At 69.3% G+C, this 26984-nt stretch carries 17 protein-coding genes; 9 read left to right on the top strand and 8 right to left on the bottom strand.

Going from position 1 to position 26984, the window contains the following annotated elements; translation table 11 throughout:
* Positions 1 to 60: 60 nt before the first annotated feature.
* The 3 genes from U9J41_RS02000 to U9J41_RS01990 are packed head-to-tail and all read left to right on the top strand — an operon-like array spanning position 61 to position 5968.
* Positions 61 to 4086 carry a Pls/PosA family non-ribosomal peptide synthetase gene (locus U9J41_RS02000; protein ID WP_322399909.1) on the top strand — a complete coding sequence of 1342 codons (4026 nt, stop codon included), beginning with the start codon at positions 61 to 63 and terminating at the stop codon, positions 4084 to 4086.
* The gene (locus tag U9J41_RS01995; protein ID WP_322399908.1) at positions 4083 to 4676 is read left to right on the top strand and encodes a 4'-phosphopantetheinyl transferase superfamily protein; all 594 of its coding nucleotides are present in this window, start codon (positions 4083 to 4085) and stop codon (positions 4674 to 4676) included. The genes U9J41_RS02000 and U9J41_RS01995 overlap by 4 nt, the downstream gene beginning before the upstream one ends.
* A 50-nt stretch (positions 4677 to 4726) precedes the next feature.
* Positions 4727 to 5968, top strand: coding sequence for a metal-dependent hydrolase (locus U9J41_RS01990; protein ID WP_322399907.1), 1242 nt, complete (start codon positions 4727 to 4729; stop codon positions 5966 to 5968).
* Between the two features lie 53 nt (positions 5969 to 6021).
* On the opposite strand, the gene U9J41_RS01985 is transcribed toward U9J41_RS01990, so the two are convergent.
* Both U9J41_RS01985 and U9J41_RS01980 read right to left on the bottom strand, forming a co-directional pair.
* Positions 6022 to 7608, bottom strand: coding sequence for a rhamnogalacturonidase (locus U9J41_RS01985; RefSeq protein ID WP_322399906.1), 1587 nt, complete (start codon positions 7606 to 7608; stop codon positions 6022 to 6024).
* Positions 7609 to 7750: 142 nt separating this feature from the next.
* Complete coding sequence (locus U9J41_RS01980; RefSeq protein WP_322399905.1) at positions 7751 to 8299, bottom strand: alpha-L-fucosidase C-terminal domain-containing protein; 549 nt, start codon at positions 8297 to 8299, stop codon at positions 7751 to 7753.
* A 577-nt stretch (positions 8300 to 8876) separates the two neighbouring features.
* Here U9J41_RS01980 and U9J41_RS01975 point away from each other — a divergent pair.
* The 5 genes from U9J41_RS01975 to U9J41_RS01955 all read left to right on the top strand — a co-directional run bounded on the left by U9J41_RS01975 (position 8877) and on the right by U9J41_RS01955 (position 17830).
* Positions 8877 to 11132: a TonB-dependent receptor gene (locus U9J41_RS01975; RefSeq protein ID WP_322399904.1), complete on the top strand. Its 2256-nt coding sequence runs from the start codon at positions 8877 to 8879 to the stop codon at positions 11130 to 11132.
* Positions 11133 to 11198: 66 nt separating this feature from the next.
* Positions 11199 to 12065 (top strand): carotenoid biosynthesis protein, encoded by an 867-nt coding sequence (locus U9J41_RS01970; protein ID WP_322399903.1) that lies wholly within the window; start codon positions 11199 to 11201, stop codon positions 12063 to 12065.
* Positions 12062 to 13432, top strand: coding sequence for an oxygenase MpaB family protein (locus U9J41_RS01965; RefSeq protein ID WP_322399902.1), 1371 nt, complete (start codon positions 12062 to 12064; stop codon positions 13430 to 13432). The genes U9J41_RS01970 and U9J41_RS01965 overlap by 4 nt, the downstream gene beginning before the upstream one ends.
* A 4-nt stretch (positions 13433 to 13436) precedes the next feature.
* Positions 13437 to 16913, top strand: a complete 3477-nt coding sequence (locus U9J41_RS01960; protein WP_322399901.1) for a response regulator — start codon at positions 13437 to 13439, stop codon at positions 16911 to 16913.
* Positions 16910 to 17830 carry a diguanylate cyclase gene (locus U9J41_RS01955; protein WP_322399900.1) on the top strand — a complete coding sequence of 307 codons (921 nt, stop codon included), beginning with the start codon at positions 16910 to 16912 and terminating at the stop codon, positions 17828 to 17830. Before U9J41_RS01960 ends, U9J41_RS01955 begins: the two co-directional genes overlap by 4 nt.
* A 204-nt stretch (positions 17831 to 18034) precedes the next feature.
* Here U9J41_RS01955 and U9J41_RS01950 read toward each other — a convergent pair whose 3' ends face one another.
* From U9J41_RS01950 to U9J41_RS01935, 4 genes are all read right to left on the bottom strand, one after another.
* Positions 18035 to 18472, bottom strand: coding sequence for a DoxX family protein (locus tag U9J41_RS01950; RefSeq protein WP_322399899.1), 438 nt, complete (start codon positions 18470 to 18472; stop codon positions 18035 to 18037).
* 98 nt (positions 18473 to 18570) lie between these two features.
* The gene (locus U9J41_RS01945) at positions 18571 to 18780 is read right to left on the bottom strand and encodes a tautomerase family protein (protein ID WP_322399898.1); all 210 of its coding nucleotides are present in this window, start codon (positions 18778 to 18780) and stop codon (positions 18571 to 18573) included.
* Between the two features lie 25 nt (positions 18781 to 18805).
* Entirely contained in the window at positions 18806 to 19558 is a 753-nt protein-coding gene (locus U9J41_RS01940; RefSeq protein ID WP_322399897.1) for an SDR family NAD(P)-dependent oxidoreductase, read from the bottom strand.
* Positions 19559 to 19667: 109 nt separating this feature from the next.
* Entirely contained in the window at positions 19668 to 20609 is a 942-nt protein-coding gene (locus U9J41_RS01935) for a LysR family transcriptional regulator (RefSeq protein ID WP_322399896.1), read from the bottom strand.
* Between the two features lie 501 nt (positions 20610 to 21110).
* Here U9J41_RS01935 and U9J41_RS01930 point away from each other — a divergent pair.
* Positions 21111 to 22691 carry an isocitrate lyase gene (locus U9J41_RS01930; RefSeq protein WP_322399895.1) on the top strand — a complete coding sequence of 527 codons (1581 nt, stop codon included), beginning with the start codon at positions 21111 to 21113 and terminating at the stop codon, positions 22689 to 22691.
* Positions 22692 to 22756: 65 nt separating this feature from the next.
* On the opposite strand, the gene U9J41_RS01925 is transcribed toward U9J41_RS01930, so the two are convergent.
* Positions 22757 to 25843 (bottom strand): efflux RND transporter permease subunit, encoded by a 3087-nt coding sequence (locus U9J41_RS01925; protein ID WP_322399894.1) that lies wholly within the window; start codon positions 25841 to 25843, stop codon positions 22757 to 22759.
* Complete coding sequence (locus U9J41_RS01920) at positions 25840 to 26979, bottom strand: efflux RND transporter periplasmic adaptor subunit (RefSeq protein ID WP_322399893.1); 1140 nt, start codon at positions 26977 to 26979, stop codon at positions 25840 to 25842. The genes U9J41_RS01925 and U9J41_RS01920 overlap by 4 nt, the downstream gene beginning before the upstream one ends.
* Between the last annotated feature and the right edge of the window lie 5 nt (positions 26980 to 26984).

Genomic DNA, 26984 nt, shown 5'->3' with positions numbered 1-26984 from the left:
GACCGCCAGAACCGCCGTTTTTGCCTTGATGAACCTCTTGAAATCCCAAAGTCGCCGTTGATGAACGATATCTCTCCTCTGACACGGCATCCCGATGTCCTCTACGGTCCGCACCAACCCGAACTGTTGCGCGACGAAATCCTCGCCGACCTGCTGGAAGCCAGCGCGCGCCGCACGCCGGACCACCCCGCCCTCATCGCGGGCGACCGCCGCCTGACATATCGCGAGCTCGACGAGCAGGCCAGCCTGGCCGCGGCGCGCCTGATCGACGCCGGCATCGAGCCCGGCGACATCGTCGGGCTGTGGATGCCGCGCGGCATCGACCTGCTCGTCATGCAGGCCGCCATCGCCAAGGCCGGCGCCGCCTGGCTGCCCGTCGACGAGGACACGCCGGTCGAACGCCTCCTCGTGTGCATGGACGACGCCGGTTCGCCGGCCCTCGTCAGCAGCGAGCGCATGCGCGACCGCCTCGGTGCCGTCACCCAGCCCATCCACACGGCCGAAGCGCTGCTCGCGCCCGCGCCCGACGGCCGGCCGCTGCGCCGGCGCGGCGCCGTGTCCGGCGACGCGCCGGCCTACGTCATCTATACGTCGGGCTCGACGGGCAAGCCGAAAGGCATCCTGATCGACCAGCGCAGCATCTGCCACTTCCTGCGCAGCGAAAATGAAGTCCTGGGCGTCAAGGCCTCGGACCGCGTGTACCAGGGCTTTTCCGTCGCGTTCGACATGTCGTTCGAGGAAATCTGGATTTCCTACCTCGTCGGCGCCACCCTGGTCCTCGGTCCCAAGGAAACGGCCGGCGATCCGGAAGCCCTGCCGCGCCTGCTGGCGGAGAACGGCGTCACCGTGCTGCACGCCGTGCCCACGCTGCTCGCGCTGTTCGCCGACGACGTGCCGAGCCTGCGCATCATCAACCTGGGCGGAGAAATGTGCCCGGAAACCGTGGTCGAGCGCTTCTCGAAGCCGGGCCGGCAGATGTTCAACACCTACGGCCCCACCGAAGCGACCGTGTCGGCAAGCCTCGCGCGGCTGGAACCGGGACGGCTGATCACGATCGGCACGCCGCTGCCAAACTATGGCCTGCTCGTCATCCACACCGAGACGGACAAGGGCTTGCAGCTGCTGCCGCGCGGCGACACGGGCGAGCTGTGCATCATCGGCCCGGGCCTGTCGGCCGGCTACCTCGGCCGCCCCGACCTGACGGCCGAGAAATTCCTCGCGAATCCCTGGACCTCGGGCCCGGACGACCCGCGCCTGTACCGCACGGGCGACCTCGCGCGCATCGAACCGGACGGCCAGGTCGTGTGCCTGGGCCGCACGGACGACCAGGTCAAGATCCGCGGCTTCCGCGTGGAGCTGGGCGAAATCGAGGCCCAGCTCGCCCAGCAGCCGGGCATCGGCACGACGGCCGTGCTGCTGCGCAAGGATGACGGCATCGACCGCCTCGTCGCCTACCTCGTGCCGGCCGCCGGCGCGACGGACGAACAGCTGGCGCCGGCGACCCTGCGCCGCGCGCTGGCCGGCAAGCTGCCGCCGTACATGGTGCCGAGCCGCTTCGAGTCACTGTCCGTGATGCCGCGCCTGACGTCCGGCAAGATCGACCGCAAGGCGCTGAAGGCGATGGCCTTGTCGGCGCCGCTGCCGAGCGATCCGGCCGAATCCGACGTCGCGGAAACGCCGGGCGAGGAAGCGCTGTTCGCGGCGCTGGGCAAGCTGTTCCCTGGCCAGCCGATCCGGCGCGAGCTGGATTTCTTCAGCGATCTCGGCGGCCACTCGTTCTTCGCCGCCCGCCTGGCGACGGCGCTCCGTGCCGATCCGCGCTTCGCCCACGTGACCGTGCGCGACATTTATTCGCAGCGCCAGATCGGCGCCATCGCGTCAAGCCTCGACCAGGCCGCTGGCACGACCGCCACCCTCCCCGACTGGACGCCGCCCGACAGCGCGCGCCGCTGGCTGTGCGGCGCGGCGCAGCTGGCGACCGTCCCCGTGCTGATCACGCTGCGGATGGCCCAGTGGCTGGCGCCGTTCTTCACCTACCACTTCTTCACGGGCGACCCGGGCGATTCGGTGCCGCGCGCCATCGCCCTGTCGATCGTCGTATTCCTGCTGGCCACGCTACTCGAATTCGCCGTCGCGGTCGCCGGCAAATGGCTCGTCGCGGGCCGCCTGAAGCCGGGCAATTATCCATTGTGGGGCGCGACCTATTTCCGCTGGTGGCTGGCCGACCGGCTCGTCGAGTCCGCCCCGACCTACCTGCTGGCCGGCTCGTCGCTGTACGCCTGGTACCTGCGCATGCTGGGCGCGAAGGTCGGGCACGACGTGGTGATTGGTTCGCTGACGATCCGCGCGCCGGACCTGCTCGACATCGGTGCCAACGTCAGCATCGGCAATGCCGCCAATTTCGAAAACGCGCGTGTGGAACGGGGCCGCCTGATCCTCGGCCGCATCGAACTGGACGACGATGCCTGCGTGTCGTCGTACGCGATTTTGGAAGGCAATACGCGCGTGGGCCGGCGCGGCCACCTGGAGGGCCAGTCCGCGCTGCAGGACGGCGCCGCCGTGCCCGACGGCCGCGTCTGGAGCGGTTCGCCCGCGCGCGACACCGGCGCGTTCGATCCGTCCACGCTGCCGCCGCGCCCGCCCGTCAGCCGCGCCCGCCTGATGGGCGAAGGCCTGTTCTTCGTGTTCGGCATGCTGCTCGTCGCCACGCTGTTCTTCATGCCCGTCTTTCCGAGCTTCGTGCTGATCGACTGGTTCGACGAACGGGGCACCCTGCCCGTCCTCGCGCAGAATTCGATCCAGGGCCAGTTGTTGCGCTATTTCGTGCTGGCCCTGCCCGCGTCCGCCGTGCTGATCGCGCTGACGATGCTCGTGTCGGCCGCCATCCGCTGGGGCTTCCTGCCGCGCATGATGCCGGGCCGCTCGGCCGTGCACAGCAACGCGTACTGCAAGAAATGGCTCGTGAGCCATATCCAGGAATCGAGTCTGAACGTCCTGCACGGCATCTACGCGACCGTGTTCGCGCCGTTCTGGTACCGCCTGCTGGGCGCCAAGGTCGGCCGCGACGCCGAGATCTCGACGGCGCTGGGCGTCGTCCCCGACATGCTGACCCTGGGCGACGAGACCTTCATCGCCGACGCCGTGATGCTGGGCGACGAGCAGATCGACGGCGGCTGGATGACGATGGAGGCGACGGTCGTCTCCAACCGCAGCTTCGTCGGCAACGGCAGCTATATCCCGGACGGCACCGTGCTGCCGGAAGGCGTGCTCGTGGGCGTACACACGCACGCGCCGGCGAACGAACGCATGACGGGCGGCGACACCTGGCTCGGCTCGCCGCCGATCCACCTGCCGGCGCGCGAACAGGTCAGCGGCTACCCGGAACACCTGACCTACCGCCCGTCGGCGACGCGCCGCCTCGGCCGCGCGCTCGTCGAAGCCTTCCGCATCGTCGCGCCGCACGCCGTCGTCATCGCCGTCGGCTACACGGTCGTGCTGGACCTGATGCCGATCGCCGGCGCGGGCCGCTGGAGCGAAGTGATCTGGGACCTGGCCCTCGTCGGCCTCGCCTACGGCATCGGCAACTATGTCTTCGTGCTCGCCTTCAAATGGCTGCTGCTGGGCCGCTACGAAAAACGCGCGGAACCGATGTGGACGCCGTTCGTGTGGCTGTCCGAAGGCGTGACGAATATGTACGAAGGCATCGCCGTGCCCAACTTCATGCGCTACCTGCGCGGCACGCCGTGGCTGCCCCTCGCGTTCAACCTGCTCGGCTGCCGCATCGGCCGCGGCGTCTACATGGACACGACCGACATCACGGAATTCGACTGCGTGACGATCGGCGACCACAGCGAACTGAACGCGCTGTCCTGCCCGCAGACGCACTTGTTCGAGGACCGGGTGATGAAGATCGACCACGTCGACATCGGCAGCAAGGTGTACATGGGACCGCGCAGCGCCGTGCTGTACAGCGCGAAGGTCGGCGACAATGCCCGCCTCGGCCCGCTGACCCTCGTCATGAAGGGCGAACACATCCCCGCCGCGACGGCCTGGAACGGCTTGCCGGCGGCGCCGCAGCGGGTGTGACGGCCCCATTGCCCGTGCGCTGGTGGGCGGACGGCGGATTCGTCGGGGCGCCCGTTGCCGCCGGGCCCGCGCACATCGTCGGCGTGCGCGGCCAGCCGGACCGCGCCACGGCACGCCGCACGATCCGCGCCGCCGTGCTGGCGGCACTGGCGCAAGCGAGCGCCGTGCCGCCCGAGCGCATCCGGTTGTGCGGCGCACCGGGTGAAGCGCCGTATGCGCTGCTCTGCGACGGCCGGCGCGTCGCGCTGTCGATCAGCCACGACGGCGAACTCTCGGTGGCCGCGCTGCGCCTTGGTGGTGGCGCCGTCGGCATCGACCTCATGCGCGTGACGGACGTCCCGGACTGGGAAGCCGTCGCCCGCGACTACCTCGGCCCCGCATGCGCGGCCGCACTGGCCCGCCTGCCCGCGCCCGCGCGCGCCACCGCGTTCGCGCGCGCGTGGAGCGCGCGCGAAGCCCGGCTCAAATGCCGCGGCCTGGCGCTGGCGGAATGGCGGGCCGACGAGGACGCGCGCCTGGCCGGCTGCGCCTGTCGGCCGCTGGCGGTGCCGGCGGGTTACGTGGGCAGCCTGGCGCTGGCGCCGGGCTGATCCGCCGCCACGCGCCCGCTTCCGGCTTGCGATTTGGGTAAGATTGCAGCATGGACAATCTTACCCACTCCCTCGTCGGCCTCGGCATCGGCGCGCTGGTCGACCGCAGCGTGCCGCCAGAGCCCCTGCCCGACGCCCAGCGCGTGCGCACGCGCATGTTGTTGACCATCGGCTGCCTCGCCAGCAATTTCCCCGACCTGGATCTCGTGCTCACGCGCCTGCTCGAAGCGCCGCTGGGCTATCTGCTGCAGCACCGCGGCCATACGCACACCTTGCTGGGCGCGCTCGCTGAAGCCGCCCTGCTGCTGGGCCTTGTCTGGCTGCTGTGGCCGGCCGCGCGCGGCCTGCTGCGCACCAGCCGCCGCGCGCGCCTGGCGGCCCTCGTCGCGACCGGCGCCGGGCTGCTGCTGCACATCGCGATGGACGGGCTCAACGTCTACGGCGTGCATCCGTTCTGGCCGTTCGATGCGCGCTGGTATTACGGCGACCTCATCTTCATCGTCGAGCCCGTGTTCTGGATCGCGTTCGGCATCCCGCTCGCCCTGATGGTGCGCGGACGCGTGCCGCGCGGCCTGCTGCTGGCGCTGCTGGTGGCCGTGCCCGCCGGCGTGACGTTCGCGGGTTTCCTGCAATGGGGTTCGCTTGCGGGCTTGCTGGCACTGGCGGGCGTGCTCGCGTGGATCGCGCGCGGGCAGGCGCGGCGGCCCGGCGGCGCACGCTCGCGCGCGGCGCTCGCCGCCGGGCTGGCCGCGTCGCTCGCCTTCGTCGCCGTCCAGGCCGTGGCCATGCACACGGCGCGCGACACCATCGCGACGGCCATTGCGCGCCTGGACCCGGGCGAGCGCCTGCTCGACACCGCCCTGTCCGCCTATCCCGCCAATCCGCTGTGCTGGTCGTTCGTGACGGTGGCGACCGATGCCGCGCACGGCAATTACCATATGCGCCGCGGCCTGCTCAGCATCGCCCCGGGCGTCAGCCGGGCCGCGGCCTGCCCCGCGCCGATCGCCGGCCGGGCCATGGATCGCGACCCGGGGCTGGCCTGGCAAAGCGACGAGCGCGACAGCCTGGCGCACCTGCGCGGGCTGCGACGGGCCAACTGCCACTTCGACGCCTGGATGCGTTTCGCGCGCGCGCCGTCGGTCGCGGAAACGACGGCCACGGATGCGCGCTGGAGCCCGCCGGGCAGTCCCAATTTCTCGACGATCGACTATGCCGGGCTCGCGTCGGCGCCCTGTCCGCATGCCGTGCCAGGCTGGGGGTATCCCCGTGGCGACCTGTTGCGGCAGCCTTGAGCTGCGCATCGTGGCGAGCGGCCGGCCGCGCGTCCCTCTGTCGTTCCTGGTGTCTACAATGTCAGCGCATTCACACGCCCCGTGACCTCGCGGTCCGGCATGCCGCGCACGTCCTTGGCGGAGAACTGGCTGACCTCGCGCAGCGCGAACAGCGCCGCCCCGCCCTGCCCGCGCTGCAGATTGACGGCATGGAAGCTGGCATCGCTGACATCGTCCAGCACGACCGCGGTTCGCCCCTCGGGCTGGACGTAGCCGACCTTGACGTGATGAACCTCGATTGCCTTCACGTGACGCAGGTAAAACGCATACGCCGGCGCCTTGCCGAACATGCCCGGCTCCGGATACCCATCGGGAAGTTCGGGCGGCACCAGCGCGCTCCAGGCCGCATCCCCGCCGCCCTGCGTTTCTATCTGCACATTGCTGATGCGGATGTCCTCGATCGGATGCCCCGCCAGCCCGGCAATGGTGCTGGCGTGATTGCGGTACGCACCGGAGACGACAATATTGCTGATATTGATGCGCTGGATGGTGCCCACCGCCGGCTTGTTCGGTCCGCGCAGGCGCGCGCCCAGGCGTATGAAGATCGGATCGTTCACCACGTTGCGCATCGTGATGTTGGAAATCGTCACGTCCTCGATGTGCGAACCGTCCACGCTCTCGATCGCCAGGCCGCGGCACGTGTCGAAAATGCAGTTCGTGATCGCGATGTTCTTGAAGTCGCCATTCGATTCGGTGCCCAGCTTGATGCGGCCGTATAGCCCCGAGCGGTACTCCGGCGCACTGCGCTTGAACGTGCCATCGAGCAGGCTGCCCTCGTCGAAATTTCCCGATACCATGCAATCGGAGATCGTGATGTTTTCGCAGTGCTGGATGCGGCCCAGGCCGTAGCTGGCCTTGAGGCAGATCGCATCGTCCCAGGGCGTATTCAGGCTGCAATGCGTGACGCGCACATTGCTGCACGCGTCGATGTCCATGCCGTCGCGGTTGGTGTCGATGGTCAGGTGGTCGATCAGCATATTGGAGCAACCGGTCGCCAGTATGCCGAAATGGCCGCCATGCAAGATCGAAAAATCGCGCAAGGTCACGTTCCGGCACTCGCGCAGCGCGATCGCCTTGTCGCCTTCGCCGGGCTGGTCCGGCTTGTCGGTGTAGTTGCCGGTGTACTTGTCGTGGCCGCTATTCAGGCCTTTGCCATGGATTAAGCCGCCGCCCACGATGGCCACGTGGTCCAGGCCGATACCCCAGATCAGGCTGTTTTGCCAGTGGCTGTGGCCGTAGTCCTGATAGTTGCCGCCGGCCTCGTTCGGCTCGGGCAGGTCGTAGCGCGCCACGCTCGCGTCCACCGCTTCGATCACCGCGCCCGCTTCCAGGTAGAGCGTGATGTTGCTCTTGAGCCTGATCGACGCCGACAGATAGCGCCCCGGCGGAAAATACACCGTGCCCCCGCCCGCAGCCGCCGCGGCAGCGATGGCAGCATTGACCGCCGGCGAGTCGAGCGTGCGGCCATCGCCCTTGGCGCCGAAGCGCTTGACGTCGAACAGCGAGCTCGTTGGTATGGGCGGCGCCGCCAGCGCGCACGCCGGGAGTGCGGAAGCGAGCGCAACGGCCCGTGCCAGGAAAGATCTGCGTGCAGGTAACATGTTAATCCTTTGGTTGTTCAGGGCCGCACGGTCAAAACGTCGCCGCGCCGCGGCACGGCATGGCCGGCGCCGCCGGCTGCGCCGGCACCGGGGTTGCCATCGATGCGGTAAGCACGCAGGCTGCGGTGTTCATGCCCTTTCCTCAAGAAATTTTCAAGGCGTTGGCGTAAGCCAGGGCTGGGATGTCGGCCGGCAGCGTGACCTGCAAGCCCTGTGCGGTTTGTTCGAACGCCAGCGCACGCTTGACGCCGAGCAGCTCGACCCGCCGGATGCGCCCGGCCAGGTGCACACTGGCGCTGCCCATGGCCGCGATCGACACCTTGCCCGATGCCGGCCAGCCCATGATGAAGGCGAACACGGTCTTGCCCTTGGCGGTGAAGCGCACATCGTCCGCCGAGAACGGCTTGCCCTTACCCTCGTTGAAGCTGGCGCCCGTCTTCGACGTGGCCCCCTCCAGCGCCACCGGCCCTTCGCCGTACATGGCCCAGTGGGCCCAGATGCCGAACTTGGCGTTGCGGAACCAGTCCGGCGTCTGGTAGGTCGACAACGAATCCCAGGTCGGCGCGAACGGGCCGGCCGCGATCGTGCCCGTACCGGTTTGCGTCAGCGCGTCGGCGGCGCGCGCATACGGCGATAGGGCGACGGCTGGAACCGCCGCACCCAAATGCTTCAGTAATTGTCGTCGTTTCAAACTCGCTCCTGTGTGTGTATCGGCACGTCGACATCAAGTTCAGACCGCCGGCGGCGGCTCGCGCATTGTCTAGTATATATTCAATACAATCGAGGCGTAAACCGAGCCCAGGCGTGCAGTTCAACGGGCACGCCCGACTCGACTCGCCAGAAGATTCACACGAGCGCATCAGGCATCGAGGACGACCGTCCGGCCATCGTCACTGACCATCTTCGTCGCGCTGCCTGCCGGTTCCGCGCCGCGGCCATCCGCGCCGCCGATCCTCTTCCATGGCGGCTCGTCACGCTGCGCAGGCGCCGAGAAAGCGGTGGGACACGACAGCTTGATGGGGTTTGCCGCGCGCGCCAGTGGCGCTCCGCCGAGTCCTTGGCGACAGCATCAGTGGCTGAAAAGATACGGTCCATGAACATTCTTGCACCACTTTGTGGTAACTCAACACTATTTCCCGTTCGCACTACCTGTTAGACTCTTCCGTTTCACCCGCCTGCAATACAATCTCACGAAAATCCACGCAGGCGGCGACCGTGCCCAGTGCACGGCGACCACGCATACGCATATAAGAAAACTGGGGTAGTTCATGAAGAAACAGCAGGGTCGGTTGACCCCTAACCTGCTCGCCATGGCGATCGCGACGATCGCATGGGGCACGCCGCTTGCGCCGGCGTGCGCGCAGACGGCCGGCGCACAAGCCGACGGCATCCAGGAAGTCATCGTCACGGCGCAGCGCACGGCCGCGCCGGAATCGAAGACGCCGGTGGCGCTGAGCGTGCTCACGGCCGACGATCTGGACAAGATCGGCGCCGACCAGCCGGGCGCGCTCGCCGCCCGGCTGCCCAACACCTGGCTGGAAAACTCGTACGACGGCCTGCGCATCACGATCCGCGGCGTGTCGAATGCGGACGTGACGGAAAAAGGCGATCCGTCGGCCGCGTTCATGGTCGACGGCGTCTACGTCGCGCGGCCCCAGAGCCAGAACACGGCGCTGTACGACGTCGACCGCGTGGAAGTCCTGCGCGGTCCGCAGGGCACGCTGTACGGGCGCAACACGACGGCCGGCGTCGTCAACGTCATCACGAAGGCACCCGTGAACCGGTTCGAAGGCGACGTCAACGCCACCCTCGGCAACTGGGGCGAGCGCAAGGTCGGCGCCATGGTCAACGTGCCGGTGAACGCCGTGCTCGCGCTGCGCGCCGCCGCCACCTGGAACGAACACGATTCCTATCTCACGAACGGGACGAACACGCCGCGCGCGCTGGGCCTGGACCGCGACGACCGCGCCGCGCGCCTGTCCGCGAAGCTGGCGCTGGGCGACAAGGCGTCCCTGCTCGTGCGCTACGAAGCGAGCCGCGACGACAGCAACAACGACAGCACCGTGCCCGATTCGAATTTCTACGACGGCATCGCCGCGGGCCAGCCGGTGTGGAACGGCGACTCGACGGACCGCCGGCTGACCAACCGCTTCAATCCGCCCAACACGCGCTTCGAACAGGGTCATTCGCACAAGACGACGTCCGCCCTGACGGCGGAACTGAACTGGGATCTCGGGCCGGCGACGCTGTCGTGGCTCGGTGCGCACCGCAGCTTCGACCACGACTACCTGTACAACTTCTATTACCGCGTCGCGCCGACGATCGCGCTCGGCGTGCGCCAGCCGTTCGACGGCAGCTACCACCAGGACTCGCACGAGCTGCGCCTCGCCACCAACGGCGCCGGGCCGCTCAGTGCCCAGGGCGGCGTGTACTGGTTCCGCGAACGCGCGCGCGACGTCTATTATTTCCGCGACCTGCAGGCCGTCGGCCTGCCGCCCTACTACGTGTTCGGCAACGACCCGGTCCAGTCGCGCAGCAAGGCCGTATTCGGGCAGGCGACCTACCGCCTGACGGACGGCCTGCGCGCCACGGCCGGCGCCCGCTACACCGAAGACGACAAGTCGCGCACCGGCTACATCGGCTACCAGGGCACCCCGACGTTCAACGCGGCCACCGACCTGCGCGAGCTGAACGCCGGCAGCATTTCCACGAACAAGACGACGTGGCGCCTGGGCCTCGACTACGACGTGGCGCCGGCCACCCTCGTCTATGGCTCGATCGCGACCGGCTACAAGGCCGGCGGCTTCAACGACGGCTGCGCGGCGGGCGACAGCCGCGGCGGCATCGGCTGCCCCGCGGCCAGCGCGCTGCCGGCCGCCAGCCTCACCTACCGGCCGGAGACCGTGCGCGCCTACGAGGCGGGCGTCAAGACCCGCTTCTGGGACCGCCGCGCGAGCCTGAACGTGGCCGTGTTCCACTACGACTACCGCAACCTGCAGCTGTCCAACGAAGTCGTCGTGAACGGCCGGCCGCGCTACGAGACGACGAATGCCGGCCAGGCCGCCATCCGCGGCCTGGAAGCGGATGGCCAGGTGCTCGCGACGCGCGCCGACAGCTTCAAGTACGCACTCACGCTGCTCGACGCGCACTACGCCAGCTACGCGCCGGACGGCGTGCATTCCTGGGCCGGGGTCAAGCTCGATCGCACGCCGGCGCGCACCCTGTCGCTCGGCTGGGAACACCGCCTGCATCTCGCCGGCGGCACGTTGGCGGGCGGCGTCGGCACCCGCGCCAGCGCCAGCTATCTCCTCGCCGTGCCGCAGGCGGGGCTGAAGTACCGCGTCCCCGGCCACACGGAATCCGACGTGCACCTCGGCTGGGAACCGGACGGCGCCCGCTGGCGCGTGCTGGCGCGCGTGCGCAACCTCGAGAACGAGGTGCGCCCGATGACGATCAGTTCCTCCGGCCTCGCCGTGCCGACCGAACCGCGCACGGCCGACGTCCGCCTCGATTACCGTTTCTGATCCTGCCCGCGGCCGCCGCACCCCGGCGGCCGCATTTATCGTTACGTCGTGCCCCTGGAGCCTGCCATGCCCCCGTCGCTGCACCGTCGTCTGCCTCTCGTATCGGCCACCCTGCTCGCGCTCTTCCTCCTCGTCCTCGCCAGGCGCATCGGCGGCGAGAGCACCATGCTGCTGGTCGCCAGCTCGCTCGTGATGTTCGCCTGCTGCTGGGCCAGCGCCGCGCACCTGCTCGGCGCCAGGGCCGCGCTGCGCCTCGTCGCCATCGCGATGAGCTTCGGCTGGCTGGCGGAACAGCTGGGGTCCTCGTACGGCTGGTTCTTCGGCAGCTACACGTACACGCCCGTGCTCGGACCGCGCCTGGGCGACGTGCCCGTCGTGATCCCGATGATGTGGTTCGCGCTCGCCTACATCGGCTACGTGGTCTCGAACCTGATCGTGTGGCAGGACCCCGTCGACGCGCCGGCGTCGCTCGGCCACGACGCCATCCTCGCGCTGGTGGGCGCGACGGTCGTCACGTGCTACGACCTGGGCGTCGATCCGTACATGGTGTATGTGCTCAAGGCCTGGATCATGGCGAAGACGGACGGCTGGTGGTTCGGCGAGACCGTGCAGGGCTTCGCCGGCTGGATGACCGTGTCGTTCGCGATCCTGTTCGCCTTCCGCCGCCTCGCGCGCGTGCGCCCGGCCGCCGCCGTCCCGCCGACCGCGCGCCACGTGCTCGTGCCGCTGGGGGTGTATGCCGGCCTGATGGTGTTCCAGGTGCTGCTCGGCTACCCCGTCGAAGCGCGCACGATCGCCCTGTTCGCGATGGGCTTCCCGCTGCTGGCGGCCGGCGCCGGCCTGCTGCGCTGGCAAGGCGTCCTGGCCCGTCCGGCCGCCGGCGTCCAACCCGCCGCCGCGCTGCCGGCCGTGGCACTGAAGGAGGCCGCATGAAACGCGACGACCTCGAAACCGGCCTGGCGGCCAATCCGACCCTGCGCGCCGACCCGCTGGCCGACGCCACCATCGCGCGCATCCTCGGTCCCGGCCGGCCCGGCGGCCCGGACATGGCGACGATCGACGTCCTGAACAAGGAAATCGCGCGCTGGCAGCTGAACGGGGACCTGGACGGCTGGCGCGCCAGCCCCGGCCTGCCTCCGGAGATGGCGGCCGCGCTGGAAGACTACGTGGCACAGGCGCGCGTGCTGCCCGACTGGGCCATTGCTTCGAAAATCGCGCGGGCCGAAGTCCTGTTCATGGAGATGAGCATGGCCTCGTGCACGCTGCTGTTCTGCGCCAGCCTGCCGCAATGCTATGTGATGCCCGACCTGGCCGCCGTGCTGCACGCGGCCGGCGAACTGGAACAGCACACGGACTACCGCGTGCGCGCCACCGCCGCCATGATCTTCCCCGTCATGATGCACGGCGGCCTCACGGCCCCCGCCGGCGGCGGCGTCGCCCAGGCCATCAAGGTGCGCCTGATCCACGCCATGATCCGCTATCTGGTGCTGCGCGGCCACGTGGCCGACGCGCTCGTCGCGCCGCGCCGCCTGCCCCGCCTCCTGGCGCTCGGTGGCACGATGCCGCAGGTGCTGTACGCGCACGGCTGGGACGTCGACCGCCTCGGCCTGCCCTGCAACCAGGAAGAACTGGCGTACACGCTGCTGACCTTCAACTACGTGTTCCTGCAAGGCCTGCGCCGCCTCGGCCTCGGCCTGCGCAAAGCCGACGAGGAAGCGTACATGCACACGTGGAACGTGCTGGGCTACGTGCTCGGCATCGAGCCCGGCCTGATGACCGACACGATGACCGATGCGGCCCGCATGTTCGACGCCATGCAGGCAAGCGCGCGCGCCCAGGTCCGCACATCGGACCCGCGCCCGGCGCTGGCGGGCGCGCTCGTCGCGACGATGCAGCGCTATATTCCGCCGCGCGTGCTGAAACCGTTCCCCGTGCTGCTGACGCGCCACCTGGTCGGCAAAGCGACATCGTGCGACCTGGGCCTGGACGGCCGCGTGTCGCTGCTGTCGCGCGCCCTGTTCGTGCTGGGCTTTGCCCTCGTGCGCGGCATCGACGCCATCGGACGCCTCGTGTTCCCCGGCTTCTCGATCTCGCGCCTCGTCACGCGCATCCTCGGCTACCAGCTCACCGCCAAGCTGCTGATGGACGAAACCCGCCCGCTGAAACTGCCGGCCACGCTGCGCCAGGAAGTCAGCGACGCCGTGCACGCGTGGCACAACGACGCCAGGGCGCCGCGCTGGGTGAACGCCCTCGAGCGCCGCCTCACCGGGCGCGGCGCGCCCGCCGCCCGTCAAGGATAAAACGATGTTCGCACTGCCTTTATCGACCCCATCGCGCGGCCCGCGCCGGCTCGCGCTCGCGCTGCTGCTTGTGCTGTTGTCCGTGCTGGGCATGGCGCGGGCCGCACAGGCGCCGCTCGTGCTGGACGACGCCGCCGCCCACGTCGAAGCCTGGCCCGCCGTCACGGTGCTGCGCGATCCGGAAGGCCGCCTCGACGCCGCCGATCTCGTCGCGGTGCCGGGACGCTTCACGGTGCCGCATGCGGCCTACGCCACGCTGGGCATGGAGAAAGGCGTGGTGTGGGTGCGCGTCCCCGTGCAGGCGACGGCGGGCAGCGACGGCGCGTGGGCGCTCAAGGTCGACTTCGGCCTGCTCAACCGCGTCGACCTCTGGCTCGCGCGCGCCGGCCACGTCGAGCACCATGCGCAGGCGGGGTCGGAGCGCGCGGGCGAGCGCGGCCCGATCGCCCGCGGCGGCCCGGTGCCGGCCTTCCTCCTGCACCTGGACCCGGGCGTGCGCTACGACGTGCTGCTGCGCGTGGATACCAACGGTCCCAAGATCCTGCCGATCAGCTTCGACAAGCCGGGCACGTTCTACGAAAATGCGCTGCGCGACCGGCTCGTGCAGGGCATCCTCACGGGCCTGTTCCTGTGCCTGCTGCTGTACAGCCTGGCCCAATGGGTCAACCTGCGCGAGATCCTGTTCGCCAAGTATTCGCTGCTGATCGGCGGCCTGGCCCTGTACAACATCGCCTGGTGGGGCCTCGGCGCCGAATACCTGTGGGGCACCAGCCGGTGGGCCACGGTGCACGCCACCGGCATCGTCTCGCTGATGACGGCCTGCGGCGGCTACCTGTTCGTGGGCGAAGCGCTGACGCGCCCCGGCGTCGACCGCATCTTCCCGCGCCTGATGCAGACCGGCGCGGTGCTGTGCGTGATCGCCGCCACCGCCTTCGGCCTCGGCCTGATCGAGGACGGCGCGCTGGTCGCCATCATCGGGTCGCTCGGCATCATGCCGATGCTGCTGGGCCTCCCCGGCGCGTTCAACCGCGCGCGCCGCGGCGACACGGTCGGCATCTACTTCCTCGTCGGCTGGGCCGCGAGCTTCATCAGCTCGGCCATCCAGGCGCAAGTCATCAAGGGCGGCCTGGACGCGACCTACTGGACGCTGAACTCCACCCAGTTCGGCGGCACGTTCGACATGCTCGTGTTCATGCGCATCCTGGGCCTGCGCACGAAGAGCATCCAGGACGCCATGCTGCGCGCCGAGGCGGCGACCCGCATGAAATCGGAATTCCTGGCCAATATGAGCCACGAGATCCGCACGCCGATGAACGCGATCATCGGCATGAGCCGCCTCGCGCTGATGGCCGACCCGACGCCGAAGCAGCGCAACTACCTCGGGAAGATCCTCGGCGCGGGCGAGCACCTGCTGGGCATCATCAACGACATCCTCGACTTTTCCAAGATCGAGGCCGGCCGCATGACGCTCGACGCCGTGCCGTTCGACCTCGACGACATGCTCGAACACCTGTCCAGCATCGCCGCCATCAAGACCGACGCCAGGCGCGTGGAACTCGTGTTCTGCGTGCCGCGCGGCGTGCCGGGCCGCCTCGTGGGCGATCCGCTGCGCCTGGGCCAGGTGCTGATCAACCTGACCAACAACGCCGTCAAGTTCACCGAGGAAGGCGAGATCGCCGTCGCCGTCGACGTGGTCGAACGCGAGGCCGGCCGCGTCGTGCTGCGCTTCGCCGTCAGCGACACGGGCATCGGCATGGACGCCGACCAGCTGGCGCGCCTGTTCCAGTCCTTCACCCAGGCCGACAATTCGATCACCCGCAAATACGGCGGCACGGGCCTCGGCCTGTCGATCTCGAAGCAGCTCGTCGAACTGATGGGCGGCACGATCGCCGTCACGAGCACGCCGGGCGTGGGCAGCCGCTTCAGCTTCACGGTCCCGCTGGGCATCGCGGACGCGGACAGCACGGCCGCGCCGGCCCCGGGCGCCGCGCTGCAGCGCATGCGCGTGATGGTCGTCGACGACAGCCCCGGCGCGCGCGACGCCCTCGTCGAGATGCTGGACGGCTTCGGCATCCAGGCCGACGCCGTCGCGTCCGGCGAGGAATCGCTGGCCCGGCTGGCGCAGGCCGTGCAGGACGGCGCCCCGTACCAGGTGGTGCTGATGGATTACATGATGCCGGGCTGGGATGGCGTCGAGACCATCCGCCGCATCCGCGCCGACGCCCGCTTCACCGCGCCGCCCGCCATCCTGATGGTCAGCGCCTGCACCCGCGAAGGCGTGCTGCAGCAGGAAGGCGACCTGCCGCTGTCCGGCTTCCTCACCAAGCCCGTCGGCCCGGCGCTGCTGTACGACAGCCTGCTGCAGGTGCTGCGCCCCGACCTCGCCGCGCCGGCCGGGGCGGCCGCGCAACCCGCCTTCGGCCAGCGGCCCGACGCCGACCGGCTGGCCGGCGCGCGCATCCTGCTGGTGGACGACAACGCCAACAACCGCGAGGTGGCGCTCGACTTCCTGGCCGTGGCGCGCATGCGGGTCGACGCCGCAGCCAGCGGCCCGGAAGCCATCCGCATGGCGCAGGACGGCGACTACGATCTCGTGCTGATGGACATCCAGATGCACGGGATGGACGGCTTCACCGCGACCCGCGCCCTCCGCGCCCTGCCCGGCTGCGCCGCGCTGCCGATCGTCGCCATGACGGCGCACGCGATGGCCGGCGACCGCGAAAAGAGCCTGGCCGCCGGCATGATCGACCACGTCGTCAAGCCGATCGATCCGGACCTGCTGCTGCGCACCCTGCTGAAATGGATAGCCCCGGCCCGCCTGGCCGGCCGCGCGCCCGCGCACGCGGCGCGTGTCGAACCGGCGCCGGCCGGGGCCGCCGCTGCGAGCCTGCCGGCCGTGCGCGGCGTCGACTGGCACCGCGCGCTGGCGGCCGCCGGCGGCCAGCAGCAGCGCCTGCGCCGTCGCATCGCCGGCTTCCTGCAAGAGTACGTGAACGCGCCGCAGTCGATGCGCGACGCGCTGGCGCACGGCGACTACGCGCCGCTGCAGGCGCTCGCGCACAACCTGAAATCGGGCGCCGCCTACATCGGCGCGGCGCCGCTCGCGGTGCTGGCCGGCACGCTCGAGGAGGACCTGCGCTCCGGCCGCGCCGAGCGCGTGTCCGTGCTGGCGCCGGACCTGATCGTGGCGCTGGACAGCGTGCTGTCGGGCCTGGCCCGCATCGGCGCCGCCCACGCGCCGGCCGTCAGCGGCCTCGATGCCGGCGCCCTGCTGGCGCGCCTGCGCGGCTTCTTGGAAACGGACGACGCGCGCGCCGAGGATGCGCTGGACGAGCTGCAGGGCGTGCTGACCGACGCGCGCCACGCGGCGCCGCTTTCCGCCATCCGCGCCGCGGTCGACGAGATCGAGTACGAGCGCGCGCTGGTCCACCTCGACGCGCTGGAGCGTGCCGTCGACACCCAGATGGAGGCCGCATCGTGAACCACGTCGAACCGCAAAAAGTCCTGATCGCCGACGACGACCCGATCAACCGCCAGGTGCTGGCCGAGCTGCTCAAGCCGGAATACACGGTGCTGCTGGCGAAGAATGGCGAACAGGCGCTGGAACGGGCCGCGCGCCATGCGCCGGACCTCGTCCTGCTCGACGTGATGATGCCCGACCTGGACGGCTACGAAGTGCTGCGCCGGCTGCGCGCCGATCCGCAGCTGGAGCAGATCGCCGTCATCTTCATCTCCGGCCTCGGTCGCCCGGAAGACGAGGCGAACGGCCTCAAGCTGGGTGCCGCGGACTATATCGCGAAGCCGTTCAACGCCACCGTCGTGATGGCGCGCGTGGCGTTGCACCTGCAGCTCGTGCGCCAGCGCCGCATGCTGGAACGCCTGGCGCACGTGGACGGCCTGACGGAACTCGCCAACCGGCGCCGCTTCGACGAGCTGTACGCGCAGGAATGGCAGCGCGCCCAGCGCAACGGCTGGCCGCTGTCGCTGGCGCTGCTCGACATCGATGCGTTCAAGCAGTACAACGACTACTACGGCCACCCGGCCGGCGACCGCGCCCTGCGCGCCGTCGCGCGCACGGCGGCCGCCGGCCTGCGCCGCCCGGCCGACCTGGCGGCGCGCTACGGCGGCGAGGAATTCGTGCTCCTGCTGCCGGACACGGACACCGTGCAGGCGCGCCACGTGGTGGACGACGTGTGCGCGAGGATCGCCGCGCTGGAAATGCCGCACGCGGCGTCGCAGGTGGCGCCGGTGCTGACGGTCAGCGTGGGCGGCGTGACGCTCGGCGGACACGGCCCGGAAAGCGCGGCCGAATTGTTCGAGGCGGCGGACGAGCACCTGTACCGCGCCAAGCAGGAAGGCCGCAACCGGGTGGTGTGGCGGGCCGCGCTGGCGGATTGAATCGGCGGGCACCGGGGTGGCCGCCGTTCGGCATGCGGCGGCGCGGGCCCGCGTGGGTGGTGAATCGCGTGGGCACGGGGTACCGACCGGCATATCGGGTAGGGTGGGCGGCCCTCCGCCCACGCGGTGATACGTACCGTCGAATTGGTCGCGTCCGCGCCGGCGGAGGTTGAACGCGTGGACGGCGAACCGTCGGCGCGACGGTCAGCCGCGCCGCGTCTCCAGCGTCGACACCACCAGCAACCCGCCCACGATGCACACGTGCTCCATGAACGGAATGAGCTCCGCATGCCGCGCCGCGCCGGCCGCGTGCCAGAAGCCGTGATACAACACCGTCGCCAGCGCCGTGAACCCGGCCAGCGCCCAGCAGCCGGGCCGCAACCAGCGTCCCGCGACGATCGCGGCGCCGCCCGCCACCTGCAGCACGATCGTCAACGCCAGCATCAAGGTGGGCGCCGGCAGCCCGCCCGCCACCACTTCCTGCAGCGCGCCCTGCCAGCCCGTCACCTTGTCGATGCCGGCCCACAGGAACAGCACGCCGACCAGCATCCGCCCGGCCGTGCGCACCGCGTGGTCGAAGGCCGGCGCGGATGCGGCGCGCGCGGCGGGGGCATGGGTGAGGTCGAGGTCGGGGGTCGTCATGGGTATTCCTTTGCGATGGATTCGGATCGCCCGAATCTACACCCGCGGCCCCGATTACGGCTCCGTCTTTGGATGGAGGCGTCTGCGCGGGCAACGTGCTAGCCGGCCGCCGCGCGCCGGCGGCGCCTGGTCACGGCCTCGCCGCCGTGCCCCCAGTTATCCGGGTTCACTTCGTCGATGACGACGAACGTGGCCTCCGGATCCTTGTTCAGGACTGTCACCATGAGATCGGTCGCGCCGGCGATCAGGGCGTCCTTTTGTTCCTGCGTGACGCCGTCGTCGGTCACCTGGATGAGGATATAGGGCATGCTGGTCTCCTTGTCGCTGCGCCGGTCACCACGTGCCGGCGGTCGCGCCGCCGTCCACGCCCAGCACGACGCCGCTCGTGAAGCGGGCGTCCGTCAGGTACAGCACGGCGTCGACGACGTCGTCCGTCGTGCCGGTCGTGCCGCTCGGCGCCAGCGTGTTGTAGAAGGCGCGCGTGCCCTCGTAGTCGGCGTGCAGCGGGGTCTCGATGATGCCCGGCGCGACCGCGGACACCTTGACGCCGTGCGCGGCCAGTTCCAGCGCCAGCGCGCGGGTCGCGCTGTTCAGGCCACCTTTCACGAGCACCGGCAGCAGGGCCGGCACCCTGGCGTTCGGCTGCACGGCGATGCTCGCCGTGATGGTCACGATATGGCCGCCGCCACGGGCCGTCATGTGCGCCGCGGCCTGTTGCGACGGGTAGAAGAAGCCTTTCAGGTTCGTGTCGACGAGGCGGTCGACTTCGTCCGGCGTATAGGTGGGGAACGGTTTCGCCGTGAAAATGCCGGCGTTGTTGATCAGGATGTCGACCTGGCCGAAGCGGGCGATCGCCGTCGCGAACAGGGCCTGCGCGGTGGCCGGGTCGGCGACGTCGCCGGCGACGCCGACGAAGTTGGCCGGGTTGCCCAGCTGCGCGGCCGCTTCGTCCAGGCGCGCCGCGCCGCGGGCATTGCCGACGACGTTGTCGCCCCGCTCCAGGTAGGCGCGGGCCAGCGCGAGGCCGATGCCGCTCGAGGCGCCCGTGATGACGACCGTACGACGTTGCTGTGCTGCTGCGTTCATGCTCTTCTCCTTGGTTGTCCGGGCGGCGCCGGTTGCGCCGTCCATGGAGACAACTATAGGAACAAGCCGAACGTGGAAAAAGATGGGTTCAAGAAAGACAATCGATACATCATGTAATGAATCGCCTGCCCGTGCGGCGGGTGTCGCGCAGGTGCTCGACGAGGAAATCGACGAAGGCGCGCACGCGCAGCGCCACGTGGCGGTTGTGCGGATAGATGAGGCAGAACGGACGCGCGCGGCCGCCGTAGGCCGGCAGCAGTTCCACGAGATCGCCCGCTCGGAGGTCGGCGTCGACGATGAAGCGGTAGGTCTGGAAGATGCCGCCGCCCGCGCGCGCGAGGGTCACGGCGCCCAGGATGTCCTCGGCGCAGCCGTACAGGCCATTCGTACCCAATTCGACGTCTTCGCCGTCCGCCTTGAACAGCCACGGGATGTTGCGCCCCGTGCTGGGCAGCGCGAACTGGATGCAGTTATGGTCGCGCAGCGCGTCCGGCGTTGCCGGCGTGCCCGCGCGCTTCAGGTACGCGGGCGCCGCGACGACGACCAGCTCCGCGTCTTCCAGCGCGCGCGCGATCATCGTCGAATCGGCCGGCGCGCGGCCGCGGATCGCGAGGTCGAAGCCTTCGTCGCCGAAATCGACGTTGCGGTTGCTGAGGTGGAAATCGACCTTCACGTCCGGATAGCGGCGCGTGAACGCCGGCAGCAGCGGCAGCACGCGGTAGTGGCCGTACGGCGTGGGCATGCTGATGCGTAGCAGGCCGGACGGCGCGCTCTGGCGCCCGGTGACGGCCCGCTCGGCCTCGACCAGCTGGGCCAGCGCCTGGCGGCACTGGTCGAAGTACTCGCGGCCCGCTTCGGTCAGGTTCAGGGTGCGCGTCGTGCGCACGAACAGCCGCACGCCGAGGCGCGCTTCCAGCCGCGATACGGCCCGGCTGACGGCGGCCGGCGTGACCGCGGCCGCCGTCGCCGCGGCCGTGAAGCTGCCCAGTTCCGCGGCGGAGCAGAACAGCTCGATGCTGCCGAGCAAGATGTCGTCGAATTGGCGGCTCATCGGTGCGCTCCCGATTCATTACATGATGTATCGATACCGGCATCATACCAGCGGGCCCGACGGCGTCTTCATTCCCTGCGGCATCGGGCAGACATGCGCTAGCCGGATGACTGCTATCACCACTCATCATTGGACGGAAATGACGCAATGCAGCATCATGCTTCCTGTCTCCTCTATCTTCCTCCAAGAAAATAGATTCAAGCCCGCCACACAGCGGGCTTTTTTTTCGCCCCTCCATTTTGCGCCGGCCAATCCCGGCCATTTTTCACTCGGCTGAATACCGTTCCACGATGTGAGATTTCGAGCGTCCAAAAGGTCGCACGAATATTCCAGTCCGCAAAATTACTTGCCGCATTGCGGAATGCTTGACTTAACTCATTGAATTAAATGATCTATTTTTAATTACAAGTCTTATATAAGACAGAAGATATACGCGCACAGATCTCTTATGATGAACCCATGCGATTCACCCACTTCGATTCACTTTTCATGGAGTTCGACATGTCCGAGTACCAAAACGATATCCAGGCCATCGCCACCCTCAAGCAGCGCTACGGCAGCGGCTGGGATGCCATCAATCCCGAATCCGCGGCCCGCATGCGTGCCCAGAACCGCTTCAAGACCGGCCTCGACATCGCCCGCTACACGGCGGCCATCATGCGCCGCGACATGGCGAACTACGACGCCGATTCGTCGCAGTACACGCAGTCGCTGGGCTGCTGGCACGGGTTCATCGGCCAGCAGAAGCTCATCTCGATCAAGAAGCACTTCAACAACACCGATCGCCGCTACCTGTACCTGTCGGGCTGGATGATCGCCGCGCTGCGCTCGGATTTCGGCCCGCTGCCGGACCAGTCGATGCACGAAAAGACCGCCGTCCCGGCCCTGATCAAGGAGCTGTACACCTTCCTGCGCCAGGCCGACGCGCGTGAACTGGGCGGCCTGTTCCGCCAGCTGGACAACGCCGAAGGCGCGGCCCGCGCCGCCGTCCAGGACAAGATCGACAACTTCGTCACCCACGTCGTGCCCATCATCGCCGACATCGACGCCGGCTTCGGCAACGCGGAAGCGACGTACCTGCTGGCCAGGCAGATGATCGAAGCGGGCGCCTGCTGCATCCAGCTCGAGAACCAGGTGTCGGACGAAAAGCAGTGCGGCCACCAGGACGGCAAGGTCACGGTCCCGCACGAGGACTTCCTGGCCAAGATCCGCGCCGTGCGTTACGCGTTCCTCGAACTGGGCGTGGACGACGGCGTCATCGTGGCCCGTACCGACTCGCTGGGCGCCGGCCTGACCAAGCAGATCGCCGTGACCCGCGAGCCTGGCGACCTGGGCGACCAGTACAACAGCTTCCTGGACGTGGAAGAAGTGGCGCCGACGGCGCTGGCGAACGGCGACGTCGTGATCCAGCGCGGCGGCAAGCTGCTGCGTCCGAAGCGCCTGCCCAGCAACCTGTTCCAGTTCCGCGAAGGCACCGGCGAAGCGCGCTGCGTGCTCGACTGCATCACCTCGCTGCAGAACGGCGCCGACCTGCTGTGGATCGAGACCGAGAAGCCGCACATCGGCCAGATCGGCGGCATGGTGAAGGAGATCCGCAAGGTCGTCCCGAACGCGAAGCTCGTGTACAACAACAGTCCGTCGTTCAACTGGACCCTGAACTTCCGCCAGCAGGTGTACGACGGCATGAAGGACCGCGGCGAAGACGTCTCGGCCTACGACCGCGCGCACCTGATGAGCGCCGAGTACGACGAATCGATCCTGGCGAAGGTCGCCGACGAACGGATCCGCACGTTCCAGGCCGACGCGGCGCGCGAGGCCGGCATCTTCCACCACCTGATCACGCTGCCGACGTACCACACGGCCGCCCTGTCGACCGACAACCTGGCCAAGGACTACTTCGGCAGCCAGGGCATGCTGGGCTACGTGGCGGGCGTGCAGCGCAAGGAAATCCGCCAGGGCATCGCCTGCGTCAAGCACCAGAACATGTCCGGTTCGGACCTCGGCGACGACCACAAGGATTACTTCAGCGGCGAGGCCGCGCTGAAGGCCGGCGGCAAGCACAACACCATGAACCAGTTCTGACCGGTTCTCGCGGCGAACAGCCCGGGCGCGGCCTTCCGGCCCGCCCGGGCTTTTTTTTACCGCCCTCAGGCCGGGGCGGCCGCCAGTGCGGGCGTCCGCTCGGCGGCCGGCACGATCCTGAACCAGATCGCGTACATCGCCGGCAGGAACACGAGCGTCATGATCGTGCCCGCGAACGTGCCGCCGATCAGCGTGTACGCGAGCGTGCCCCAGAACACCGAATGGGTCAGCGGAATGAAGGCGAGCATCGCCGCCATCGCCGTCAGGATGACGGGCCGCGCCCGCTGCACCGTCGCTTCGACGACGGCGTCGAACGGACCGAGTCCTTCCGCCCGGTTGTGGTCGATCTGCCCGATCAGGATCAGCGTGTTGCGCATCAGGATGCCGGACAGCGCCACGAGGCCGACCAGCGCGTTGATGCCGAACGGCTGGCGGAACAGCAGCAGGGTCGGCACGACGCCGATCAGGCCGAGAGGACTGGTCGCGAGCACCATCACCATCGACGCGATCGAGCGCACCTGGAAGATGATGATCAGCAGGGTGAACGCGAGCATGACCGGAAACAGCGGCAACAGGGCGGCATTCGCCTTGCCGGCCTCCTCGATCGACCCCGCCATCGTCAGCTGGTAGCCGGGCGGCAGCGCGGCGACGACGGGCCGCAGCGCCTTCTCCATCGCCACCGACACGTCCGGCGGCTGCAGGTCTTCCGCGATGTCGCCGCGGATCGTGATCGTCGGCACGCGGTCGCGGCGGCGCAGCACCGGCTCTTCCGGACGGATGTCGACGGCGCCGACCTGCGACAACGGAATGCGCTGCCCGGCCGCGCCCACCAGCGTGAAGGCATTGATCCGGGCCGGGTCCAGGCGCACGGCGCCGGCTGCGCGCGCGACCACCTGCACCGACCGGATGTCCTCGCGCACCGCGGTGACGGGAATGCCGCTCAACAGGAATTGCAGCTGCTGGGCCACGCTGGCCGATGTCAGGCCGACGGCTTGCAGGCGGTCCTGGTCGAGGGTGAAATGCAAGGTCGGCACGCGGTTGCCCCAGTCCGTGTTCACGGTGCGCATCTGCGGGCTGGCGCGCAGCACGGCTTCGACCTTGTCCGCGATGGCGCGCAGCGTGTCCGGATCGGGGCCGGACAGGCGGAACGCCACCGGATACGGCGAATACGGACCGAACACGAGCTGGGTGACGCGCACCCGTGCGGCCGGCGCCAGGCCGTCGGCGACGGCCGCGCGCAGGCGCAGCTTGAGCGCCTCGCGCTCCGCTTCATTGTCGGTGCGGATCACGATCTTGGCGAACGACGGATCGGGCAGCTCGGGCGCCATCGCCAGGTAGAACCGCGGCGCGCCCTGTCCGACGTAGGCCGTGACGGTGCGCGCTTCCTTCTGCCGGGCGAGCCACGCCTCGACCTGCGCCGTCGCCGCCGACGTCCGTTCGATCGACGTCCCGTACGGCATCTGGACCTCGACCAGCACCTCGGGACGGTCGGACGTCGGGAAGAACTGCTTTTTCACGACGGCCATGCCGGCGCCGGCCAGCACGAACGTGCCGATCACGATCAGCGCGACCAGCCATTTGCGCCGGATCACGGTGCCCAGCAGGCGCCGGAACCGGTTGTAGTTGGGCGTGTCATAGATGGCATGATGACCTCCTTCGACCTTCGGTATCGCCGGCAGCAGCTTCACGCCCAGGTAGGGCGTGAACACGACGGCGACGATCCACGACGTCACCAGCGCGATGCCCACGATCCAGAACATATTGCTCGTGTACTCGCCCGCCGTGGATTTCGCGAAGCCGTTCGGCATGAAGCCGATGGCCGTGACGAGGGTGCCGGACAGCATCGGGGCCGCCGTGTGGCTCCACGCATACGCCGATGCCTGCACGCGGTCGTAGCCCTCTTCCATCTTCACGACCATCATTTCGATGGCGATGATGGCGTCGTCGACGAGCAGGCCCAGCGCGAGGATCAGGGAGCCGAGCGTGATGCGGTCGAAGTTCTTGCCGGTCGCCGCCATGACGACGAACACGGCGGCCAGCGTCAGCGGCACGGCCGTCGCGACGACGAGCCCCACGCGCCAGCCCATGCTGACGAAACAGACCACCATCACCACGAGGAGCGCGACGAAGAACTTGACCATGAATTCATCGACGGCGCCGCTGATGTTCACGGCCTGGTCGGTCACCTTCGTCAGGCTCATGCCCAGCGGGACGTCCTTGTTGATGGACGCGACCTCGGCATCCAGCGCCTTGCCCAGGTCCAGCCCGTTCCAGCCGTCGCGCATGACGATGCCCAGCAGCAGCGCCGGTTCGCCGTTGTTCCGGATGAGGAACGTGGCCGGGTCTTCGTAGCCCCGCTCCACCGTCGCGATGTCGGACAGCTTCAACGTGCGGCCCTGGCTCGCGACGGGCGTGTCGCGGATCTTCTGCAGTTCATCCAGGGCGCCGTCCACGCGCACGAACACCTGCGCGCCCTTCGTCTCGATCGAACCGGCCGGCGTGAGCACGTTGCGCGCGTTCAGCGCCGCGAAGATCTCCTGCGGGGCGATGCCCAGCGTGGCGAGGCGGTCGTGCGAGAACGACACGAAGATGCGCTCCGCCTGCTCGCCGATGATGTTGACCTTCTTGACGCCGGCCACGTGCAGCAGCCGCTGGCGCAAGGTCTCGGCATCGCGCGCGAGCAGGCGCGCGGGCTTGCCCCGCGCCTTCAGCGCGTACAGCGCGAACGTCACGTCGGCGAATTCATCGTTCACCATCGGGCCGATGACGCCGCCCGGCAGCGTCCCCTGCACGTCCTGCAGCTTCTTGCGGGCCTGGTAGAACTGGTCGGGCACCTCGGATGGTGGCGTGCTGTCCAGCAGCGTGACCGTCGTGAACGCGAGCCCCGGACGGGTATAGGTTTCCGCGCGCTCGTAGTAGCGCAGTTCCTGCATGCGCTTTTCGAGCGGCTCGGCCACCTGGTCCTGCATCTCGCGGGCGGTGGCGCCGGGCCAGGCGGTAATCACCGTCAGCTGCTTCACCGTGAACGGCGGGTCTTCCGCGCGGCCCAGCTTCAAAAAGGCCAGCACGCCCGCCAGCGAGACGAGCAGGATGAGAAACAGCGTGACGGACCGTTCGCGCACGGCCAGCGCCGACAGGTTGAAGTGGCTCATCGCACGCCTCCGGGCGCGGCGGAAGCCACCTGCCGCGGCGCGCCGGCGGCGTTCGCCTTGTCGCGCACGTTATCGCGCACCTTGTCACCCTCGTGCAGCAGATGGGCACCCAGCGCGACCACGCGCTCGCCGGCCTTCAGGTCGCCCCGCACGCGCGCCATGTCGTCGCCGATCGCGAGCACGTTGACGCGGCGCCACGTCACCTTCGCCGGATCGCCCGTCACGGCCCAGACCCCGCTGCCCTTGCCCGCGTCCAGGACCGCGGCCGCCGGCACCTGCAGCGCCTTCGCACCATCCGCGTCGTTCCCGTCCAGGCGCAGGGTGACGGTCGCCCCCAGCGGCGCGTCGGCCAGCGGGCCGTCGAGCACGTATTTCGCCTCGTACGTGCGCGTGAGGCGGTCGGCGGCGTCGGCAAGCTGCCTGAGCCTGGCCCGGCCGCCGCCCTGCCCGCCGTACAGCGTGGCTTGCGCCTCCGTGCCGATGCGGGGGCGTACCGTCTCGGGCAGATGGATGATCGCCTCGCGCGGCCCGGCGTGGGCCAGGCGCACGACCGTCTGGCCGGCGCCGACGACCTGGCCCGGCTCCGCCAGCGTGTCGACGACGACGCCGTCCGCGTCCACCACGAGCAGCGCATAGCCGGCCGCGTTGCGCGCGACGTCGTACTGGGCCTCGGCGGCGCTCAACGCCGCCTTGGCCGAATCGGCCGCGGCCTTGAGCTGCTCGTATGCCGACGCCGACACGGCGCCCTCCGCCACCAGGTCGCGGTAGCGGGCTTCGTCGTCGCCCGCCTGGCGCGCGCGCGCGCGGGCGGCCGCGACGGATTCGGCCTGGGCCCGGGCCTGCAGGCCGAGGTCGATCGGGTCGATGCGCATCAGCGGCTGGCCACGGTGGACGGCCTGGCCGACGTCGACGAGGCGCTGCACGACCTTGCCGGGCACGCGAAAGCCCAGATCGCTCTGGACGCGCGCGCCGACGGTGCCGGAAAACGACAGCGCGGTGGACGACGCGCCCTGGACGAGGACGGTCTCGACCAGCGGCGCCGCCGTGCGCGGATCGGCTGGCGGCTTGTCGCCGCACGCCGCCAGGATGAGCGGTAACGCATACATCAGATGCGTACCCCGTGGGCGAATGGACATGGGAG

It is taken from the genome of Massilia luteola, assembly GCF_034420155.1.
Taxonomy (GTDB): domain Bacteria; phylum Pseudomonadota; class Gammaproteobacteria; order Burkholderiales; family Burkholderiaceae_D; genus Telluria; species Telluria luteola.
This window is presented reverse-complemented; position numbering and strand designations above follow the sequence as displayed.

Excerpts from the sequence above, each read along its gene's own strand:
- U9J41_RS01925 (WP_322399894.1), bottom strand. The coding sequence starts at position 25,843 with ATGAGCCACTTCAACCTGTCGGCGCTGGCCGTGCGCGAACGGTCCGTC.
- U9J41_RS01960 (WP_322399901.1), top strand. The coding sequence starts at position 13,437 with ATGTTCGCACTGCCTTTATCGACCCCATCGCGCGGCCCGCGCCGGCTC.
- U9J41_RS01940 (WP_322399897.1), bottom strand. The coding sequence starts at position 19,558 with ATGAACGCAGCAGCACAGCAACGTCGTACGGTCGTCATCACGGGCGCC.
- U9J41_RS01920 (WP_322399893.1), bottom strand. The coding sequence starts at position 26,979 with ATGTCCATTCGCCCACGGGGTACGCATCTGATGTATGCGTTACCGCTC.
- U9J41_RS01985 (WP_322399906.1), bottom strand. The coding sequence starts at position 7,608 with ATGTTACCTGCACGCAGATCTTTCCTGGCACGGGCCGTTGCGCTCGCT.
- U9J41_RS01990 (WP_322399907.1), top strand. The coding sequence starts at position 4,727 with ATGGACAATCTTACCCACTCCCTCGTCGGCCTCGGCATCGGCGCGCTG.
- U9J41_RS01965 (WP_322399902.1), top strand. The coding sequence starts at position 12,062 with ATGAAACGCGACGACCTCGAAACCGGCCTGGCGGCCAATCCGACCCTG.
- U9J41_RS01950 (WP_322399899.1), bottom strand. The coding sequence starts at position 18,472 with ATGACGACCCCCGACCTCGACCTCACCCATGCCCCCGCCGCGCGCGCC.
- U9J41_RS01945 (WP_322399898.1), bottom strand. The coding sequence starts at position 18,780 with ATGCCCTATATCCTCATCCAGGTGACCGACGACGGCGTCACGCAGGAA.
- U9J41_RS01935 (WP_322399896.1), bottom strand. The coding sequence starts at position 20,609 with ATGAGCCGCCAATTCGACGACATCTTGCTCGGCAGCATCGAGCTGTTC.
- U9J41_RS01975 (WP_322399904.1), top strand. The coding sequence starts at position 8,877 with ATGAAGAAACAGCAGGGTCGGTTGACCCCTAACCTGCTCGCCATGGCG.
- U9J41_RS02000 (WP_322399909.1), top strand. The coding sequence starts at position 61 with ATGAACGATATCTCTCCTCTGACACGGCATCCCGATGTCCTCTACGGT.
- U9J41_RS01930 (WP_322399895.1), top strand. The coding sequence starts at position 21,111 with ATGTCCGAGTACCAAAACGATATCCAGGCCATCGCCACCCTCAAGCAG.
- U9J41_RS01970 (WP_322399903.1), top strand. The coding sequence starts at position 11,199 with ATGCCCCCGTCGCTGCACCGTCGTCTGCCTCTCGTATCGGCCACCCTG.